This window comes from Zhongshania sp., assembly GCF_041623545.1.
Lineage (GTDB): Bacteria > Pseudomonadota > Gammaproteobacteria > Pseudomonadales > Spongiibacteraceae > Spongiibacter.
In genome coordinates this window covers 1-6,584 of sequence record NZ_JBFJWS010000177.1, presented here as the reverse complement: position 1 = coordinate 6,584, position 6,584 = coordinate 1, and the positions used below count along the sequence as shown (strand labels likewise).

At 52.1% G+C, this 6,584-nt stretch carries 7 protein-coding genes and 1 pseudogene; 3 read left to right on the top strand and 5 right to left on the bottom strand.

From position 1 onward, the window contains the following. Window positions 1-162: 162 nt before the first annotated feature. Window positions 163-1,014: a YicC/YloC family endoribonuclease gene (locus ABYT30_RS13685; protein ID WP_373097017.1), complete on the bottom strand. Its 852-nt coding sequence runs from the start codon at window positions 1,012-1,014 to the stop codon at window positions 163-165. A 183-nt stretch (window positions 1,015-1,197) separates the two neighbouring features. On the opposite strand from ABYT30_RS13685, the gene rph reads away from it, so the two are divergent. After that, the gene (gene rph, locus ABYT30_RS13680; RefSeq protein ID WP_373082411.1) at window positions 1,198-1,914 is read left to right on the top strand and encodes a ribonuclease PH; all 717 of its coding nucleotides are present in this window, start codon (window positions 1,198-1,200) and stop codon (window positions 1,912-1,914) included. Between the two features lie 18 nt (window positions 1,915-1,932). Here the strand turns inward: rph and ABYT30_RS13675 are convergent, their stop codons facing one another. Next, window positions 1,933-2,715: an exodeoxyribonuclease III gene (locus ABYT30_RS13675; protein ID WP_373097015.1), complete on the bottom strand. Its 783-nt coding sequence runs from the start codon at window positions 2,713-2,715 to the stop codon at window positions 1,933-1,935. A 334-nt stretch (window positions 2,716-3,049) separates the two neighbouring features. On the opposite strand from ABYT30_RS13675, the gene pyrE reads away from it, so the two are divergent. Both pyrE and ABYT30_RS13665 read left to right on the top strand, forming a co-directional pair. Further along, window positions 3,050-3,703 (top strand): orotate phosphoribosyltransferase, encoded by a 654-nt coding sequence (pyrE, locus tag ABYT30_RS13670; protein WP_373097014.1) that lies wholly within the window; start codon window positions 3,050-3,052, stop codon window positions 3,701-3,703. A gap of 51 nt (window positions 3,704-3,754) precedes the next feature. Next, entirely contained in the window at window positions 3,755-4,405 is a 651-nt protein-coding gene (locus tag ABYT30_RS13665) for a hypothetical protein (protein WP_373084024.1), read from the top strand. Here ABYT30_RS13665 and slmA read toward each other — a convergent pair. The 3 genes and pseudogenes from slmA to ABYT30_RS13650 all read right to left on the bottom strand — a co-directional run. Then, the gene (gene slmA / locus ABYT30_RS13660) at window positions 4,402-4,986 is read right to left on the bottom strand and encodes a nucleoid occlusion factor SlmA (protein WP_373097012.1); all 585 of its coding nucleotides are present in this window, start codon (window positions 4,984-4,986) and stop codon (window positions 4,402-4,404) included. The two genes, ABYT30_RS13665 and slmA, sit on opposite strands and share 4 nt — an antisense overlap. A gap of 42 nt (window positions 4,987-5,028) precedes the next feature. Further along, on the bottom strand, window positions 5,029-5,940 hold the full coding sequence (gene argB, locus ABYT30_RS13655) for an acetylglutamate kinase (protein WP_373084028.1): 912 nt from the start codon (window positions 5,938-5,940) through the stop codon (window positions 5,029-5,031). A gap of 40 nt (window positions 5,941-5,980) precedes the next feature. Beyond that, window positions 5,981-6,584 (bottom strand): annotated as a pseudogene (locus ABYT30_RS13650) (phosphomannomutase/phosphoglucomutase); the annotation flags it as partial.

The following is a 6,584-nucleotide window of genomic DNA, read 5'->3' as shown; positions in this document are numbered from 1 at the left end:
TAGTGTACAACAGCGCTGCTTAATAGTTTTTGCGCGGCAAATTGTGTGGGCAGGAATTGAATATTGCCTGAGGGGGTAGTCGGTAAAATAGTTGGGGGTGGCGCTGAGCAACAATGCCTCGTCTTCTATTTCCGAGGCACTGTAAGGAATTGATGTGAAAAGCTATTCAATATTCTGGATCTGCTCCCGCATTTGCTCAATTAACACTTTTAGCTCCACTGCCGCCTGAGTGCTTTCAGAAACAACGGCCTTAGATGACAGGGTATTGGCTTCGCGGTTGAGTTCCTGCATAAAAAAGTCGAGGCGACGGCCGCTGGCGCCGCCCTTATTAAGGACTCTGCGCACTTCTGTTACGTGGGTGTCTAGGCGGTCGAGTTCTTCGTCGACGTCAGCCTTCTGGGCGATAAGGGCAATTTCAGCCTCTAAACGTTCGGGGTTGAGTTCTACTTGCAGTTCGGCGAGGCGTTGCTGGAGTTTTTCGCGCTGGGCGACGACGATGCCGGGCATTTTGCTGCGAATGTCGGCGACGATGGCGCTGATGCTGTCGAGGCGCTGAGTGATGAGGTCGGCCAGGGCCTGGCCTTCGCGCTCGCGATTCGCTATATGTTCGGCAAGGGCTTGTTTAAAGCCCTCAAGTAACTGGCTGCTAATGGCGTCGCCGTCGACACTTTGGGGCTCGAGTACCCCGGGCCAGCGCAGCAGTTCAAATACATTTATGGGCGCGGCGTGGGCAATGTCGGCCTTGAGCTTGTTCGCGGCGTCGAGAATCTGGCTGGCGAGGACGTTGTTGAGCTGCAGCTCTTGCTGTTGGGTGTGCATTTGGATCTTTAGGGCGCATTCTACTTTGCCGCGTTGTAGGCTTTTGCGCAGGGCGTCGCGGAGGCTGGGCTCTAAATTGCGCCAGCTTTCCGGCAATTTAAATGATAGCTCCAAGTAGCGATGATTGACTGAACGGAGTTCCCACGTGGCGCTGCCCCAAGGGTAGTCGGATTGCAGATGGGCAAACGCGGTCATGCTGCTGGTAGTCAATGTCTTCCCCTAGGTATTAATTAGAAACGGTATTCTAAACTTTTTAGCGCGCTTGTTCAGTAGTGATTTGATTTGAGGCTGGAGAGTTCGATACCGAGAAGTTTGGGGCGGGGGTGGCTTGGCAGGTATAATCGGCGCCACTCTTTTGAAAACCAATGGAAAAATATGATGACACGACCCAGTCAACGCGCCAGTGATGAAAAACGTCAGGTTACAATTACTCGCAATTACACCTGTCACGCGGAGGGCTCGGTGTTAATTGAAATGGGCAATACCAAAGTGATTTGTACTGCCTCAGTACAGAATAGCGTGCCGGGCTTTTTACGCGGCAGCGGCCAGGGCTGGGTGACTGCGGAATACGGTATGCTGCCGCGCTCAACCGGTAGCCGTATGGATCGAGAAGCGGCGCGGGGCAAACAGAGTGGCCGCACCCAAGAAATTCAGCGCTTGATTGGCCGCTCACTGCGCGCATCTATCGATTTAACCATGCTGGGTGAAAATACCATTTACTTGGATTGCGACGTCATTCAGGCCGACGGCGGCACTCGCACTGCATCAATCACCGGGGCTTACGTTGCCTTATCTGACGCGGTTGCCAGCCTGCAAAAGAAAGGCTTAATTACGGGGAATCCACTGCAGCAGCAAGTTGCCGCTATTTCAGTTGGCGTTTATCAGGGCGTACCGGTGCTGGATTTGGATTATGCCGAAGACTCTAATGCTGAAACCGATATGAATGTGGTCATGGATGATAAGGGCGGCGTGATTGAGGTACAGGGCACAGCAGAAGGCGCAACCTTTAGCCGGGTCGAGATGAATGCAATGATGGATTTGGCAGAGAAGGGTATTGCTGAGTTGATCGAGGCTCAGCGCGCGGCGCTGGCCTGATTGTTTACCAGAAAGCCCTTAAAAGGGGCTTTCTGGTAATTCAAAGTCATAATCCATGATCACCGGTGCATGGCTGCCAAATTGCTGAACCTTGTATATAGCGCCGTATTCTACTCGTGGCGTCATATGTTCTGAGGTAATTTGGTAGTCGACACGCCAGCCGTTTTCACCGGGCTGGCCGTCTGGCCACCAGCTAAATTCGTCTGGATCATTATTGATCAGGCGGAAGGCGTCAGCGTAATGCTGCTCTCTAAATAGCCGATCCATCCACTGCTGTTCTTCAGCCAAGCTGCCGGGTTTGCCGTGGTTGCCCCGAATATCCTGAATATCGATACCGCGGTGGGCAATATTCCAGTTGCCGCATATGATGAAGTCGCGACGTTTATTGCGTACCTTGGTCAGGTGATTGCCAAATTGCTCAAAAAACTGGTTTTTGCGGATTAGGCTGGCGCTGTCACCTTCTTCGGCCGTGGGGGCCAACAAGCTGCCGATACTGATATTGTCGAAATCAGCCTGGATATAGAGGCCTTCCATGTCGAAATCTAAAAAGCCCAAGCCGGTCATAATTGCTTTGGGAAGATTTCGGCAATAAATGGCAACACCACTGTGTTTACCGTCGGCAGCATCAAAGAAATAGGGGTTGTAGTCACGAGGAAAGTAGACGTCGTCGCGAAGTTTATATTCGGCAATGCCCAAATTCTGGATGCAGATAATGTCGGCATCTTGCTTGGTGACCCAGTCGAAGAAGCCTTTTTTTGCAGCATCTACAATGCTGTCAGCGCAAAAGCTGATGATTCTCATGTGTTTCCTATCGTGTCGATAACGAGGCCGTGGTGACCAAGCTTTAGCGTTGAGGTGAATCGTTATAGCGAGTTAATACGCCAAAACTCAATGCAAAAGTGGCGTTCAGCAATAGCGTGGCTGAATTTTCGATATAAACAAGGCGTTAGACTACAATGAAACCCTATTGACAACAATCGCAGTAAGAATTATCTGTAAAAAAACACCGGATTAATAGCCGATGTTCAGTATTTTTACGGACAATTGCACGCATTTCGTGTCATAGGTGAGGTTTTCTGCGTAGCTGAGTAAAATAGGCGGCTACTTACTAGAATATAGGCAATTGGAATTATAGATGAGCATTACACCCTATCAGCAGCGATTCATTCAGCAGGCAATTGCCAGTGAGGCCCTGTGCTTTGGCGAATACACCCTCAAGTCAGGCCGCGTTAGCCCCTATTTTTTTAACGCCGGCCGCTTTAGCAGTGGCGGGGCGCTGGCGGCATTAGGGCGTTGCTATGCCGATGCCATCGTTGCCTCGGGCATAGAATTTGATGTGCTGTTTGGCCCAGCATATAAGGGTATTCCCCTCGCGGCAGCAACGGCCTGTGCGCTGGCGGAACACCACCAGATGGACGTACCCTACGCCTACAATCGTAAAGAGAAGAAAGACCATGGTGAAGGCGGCAGCCTCGTCGGCGCGCCGCTCGTTGGCCGAGTGTTAATTATCGACGATGTTATCACCGCCGGCACGGCAATCCGTGAAGCAATTGCTATGATTGTTGCTGAGGGCGCTGTTGTTGCGGGGGTAGCCATCGGGCTTGACCGCCAAGAGCGGGGGCAGGGCGAGCGCTCGGCAATTCAGGAGCTGGAGCAAGACGCCCAGCTGGCTGTAGTTAGTATCGTTGGCTTACAAGATATTGTTGCGTATTTATCGCAATCGACGAGAGACGACGATCTGGTAGCACGTATCAATGCGTATCGAGAACGTTATAGCGTTGTTATATAAATAGCGTATGAAGTGAAATAGTGCCGCTCAGGGAGACGAAATAAGGTGATTATGGCTCGCGTTCTACTGCTGTTAGCGCTGTGCGGGATTGGTTTGTCCTCAGCCTATGCTCAGAGCATTTACTATCGCTATCCCGGGCCCGAGGGTACGGTCGTGATCGATGACAGCATCCCCCCTGAGGCTGTGCCCCGGGGCTACGACATCATCCGCTTGGACGGCAGCGTGGTAAAAACCATTGCGCCTAAGCTTAGTGAAGCTGAGCGCAAGGCCCGGGAGCTGGAGTTTGGAATTGAGGAGGCGCGAGCCGAGGCTGATGCAAAATCTCGGAAATGGGATGAATCCCTTTTACTGCGCTATAGCAGCACTCAAGATATTGATGTTGCTAAAAAACGTGCGCTAAATGATATAAAAGTGCGGATTTCGATTTTAAAAAGCAATCTGTCAGTGATTAAGCAACAGATTTATAGCAACCAAGCTGAGGCGGCTGAATTGGAGCGTCGCGGTCTTGCGGTGCCGGTTGAGTTGACTGAAACCTTGGCGTCATTACGGCGGGAAGTAACCTCCACCGAAGAGAATATTGTGACTCGGAAAGAGGAGTTGGAGCAGGTCGCGAATAATTATGAGCGCGACAAAAGCCGCTTTGCGGACCTCCAGCAGCAGGTGGACTCACGTCGACACTATTACGCAAAACCTAAACGCTAACGAAATATTGTCTCGCCGAGTAGCTGCCACTGCTCGTCCCAGTTCTCGGTGGGCAGTCGTTTAAAATCACTGCGTACAAATTGGCTAATACGCCCCTCGGCAGCGGCAATAAGGAGATTGGCGGTGCTGTTTGCGGTGATTCGCGTACGCATGCCTTCGCGTAACTCAGCTTCGCGCAGTACCTGTTTTAATTGCGTTTCCAAACGGTCGTAGAACTGAACCACCCTACTGCGCAGGCGCTCGTTTTCCCCCGCCAGCGCATCACCGTTGAAAATGCGCGTGATGCCGGGGTTGCGCTCAGTGAAGGTGAGTAATAATTGCAATATTTTGGCTATTTGCGCGAGTGCTTGCTCTTCTTCGCTGAGAATGAGGCTGACACGACTGAATACCGAATCCTCCACAAACTCAATTAAACCCTCAAACATCTTGGCTTTACTGGGAAAGTGGCGGTAGAGCGCGGCCTCAGACACCCCCACTTCTGCCGCGAGCTTGGCGGTAGTAATGCGGGTGCCGGGCTGAGTTTCGAGCATTTTGGCTAGTGCTTGAAGGATTTCTTCGCGTCGAGAAGGACGTTTATTCATAGGGTGTAGATGACCTTGTGCGCTGGGTTTATTGGTGCTGAATTAGTCGAGCGCGCTTTGCGTATTGGTGATCAAGGTACCAACGCCGGTATCGGTGAAGATCTCCAGCAATACGGCATGGGGTACCCGGCCGTCAATAATATGGGCGCTGACGACACCAGCATTCACCGCAGACAGGGCGCAACCAATTTTTGGCAACATGCCGCCGTATATAGTGCCATCGGCAATCAGCGCGTCGACTTGTTCGGTGCTCAGGCCGGTTAATACCTTGCCGGATTTATCGAGCAGACCTTCGATATTGGTAAGCAACATCAATTTCTCGGCCTTGAGTACTTCGGCCACTTTGCCTGCTACCAAGTCGGCGTTGATGTTGTATGACGCGCCATCTGCGCCCACGCCAATCGGCGCGATGACGGGTATGAAGTCGCTATTCACCAGCATGTCTAAGACTTCGGTGTTGATTTTTTCAACTTCGCCAACATGGCCGATATCAATGATCTCGGTTTTTGCCAAGTCTGGGGTGCGCTGAGTGACTTTGAGCTTTTTGGCGCGGATTAGCTGGCCGTCTTTGCCGGTGAGGCCAATCGCTTTGCCGCCATTGCGGTTGAGCAGAGATACGATTTCTTTGTTAACAGAGCCGCCCAAGACCATCTCCACGACATCCATGGTGGCGGTGTCGGTGACACGCATACCGTCGACAAAATGGGATTCTATAGCTAAACGCTTTAGCAAGTCTCCAATTTGTGGGCCGCCGCCGTGAACCACAATGGGGTTCATGCCCACGAGTTTCATGAGCACAATGTCGCGGGCAAACTGTTCTTTGAGTTTGTCGTCGATCATGGCGTTGCCGCCAAATTTGACCACAATGGTTTTATTAGTGAAGCGCTGAATGTACGGCAGGGCTTCGGTAAGTACGCGGGCAACATCCCCAGCGGCGGTGCGACTCATAGACATGGTGGAATCTCTTGCGGTCGGTGGCGAAAAAAGACGCCTATTAAAGACTATCTGCCAGCTTGGGATCAATCCTTGCTAGCAAATCCTTGAAGTCATTCTGAATTCGGCTCAGTGCAGCTTCGCTGTCGGCCTCGAAGCGCAGGGTAATCGCGGGGCCGGTATTGGAGGCGCGTATCAGACCCCAGCCGTGGCGAAAGTCGGCGCGCAGTCCGTCGATTTCGGTGAGGGTTACCTCGGCAAAATTCTGGTTCTCGGCAAAGGTTTCCACAATGGCGAATTTGCGCTCCTCGTCCACGGGAATGATGATCTCTGGACTGCTGAGCATGGTGCGTTGAGTACTCAGAGCGTCGTCCATGCTGCGGCCTGCAAGGGTGAGAATTTCTAGCAAGCGAGCGGCGGTGTACATGCCGTCATCAAAGCCATACCAGCGCTCTTTGAAGAAGATGTGGCCGGAAAATTCGCCGCCGAGTAATGCGCCGGTCTCGGCCATTTTACGTTTCATATACGAGTGGCCACACTTCCACATGGTGGGACGTCCGCCGTGTTCAATAATCAGCTCGGGTAGCAAACGTGAACATTTAATGTCGAAGAGAATTTCGGCGCCGGGGTTGCGCACGACCATGTCTTGCGCCAAAACCATCATC

Excerpts from the sequence above, each read along its gene's own strand:
- ABYT30_RS13685 (WP_373097017.1), bottom strand. The coding sequence starts at position 1,014 with ATGACCGCGTTTGCCCATCTGCAATCCGACTACCCTTGGGGCAGCGCC.
- rph (WP_373082411.1), top strand. The coding sequence starts at position 1,198 with ATGACACGACCCAGTCAACGCGCCAGTGATGAAAAACGTCAGGTTACA.
- ABYT30_RS13675 (WP_373097015.1), bottom strand. The coding sequence starts at position 2,715 with ATGAGAATCATCAGCTTTTGCGCTGACAGCATTGTAGATGCTGCAAAA.
- pyrE (WP_373097014.1), top strand. The coding sequence starts at position 3,050 with ATGAGCATTACACCCTATCAGCAGCGATTCATTCAGCAGGCAATTGCC.
- ABYT30_RS13665 (WP_373084024.1), top strand. The coding sequence starts at position 3,755 with ATGGCTCGCGTTCTACTGCTGTTAGCGCTGTGCGGGATTGGTTTGTCC.
- slmA (WP_373097012.1), bottom strand. The coding sequence starts at position 4,986 with ATGAATAAACGTCCTTCTCGACGCGAAGAAATCCTTCAAGCACTAGCC.
- argB (WP_373084028.1), bottom strand. The coding sequence starts at position 5,940 with ATGTCTATGAGTCGCACCGCCGCTGGGGATGTTGCCCGCGTACTTACC.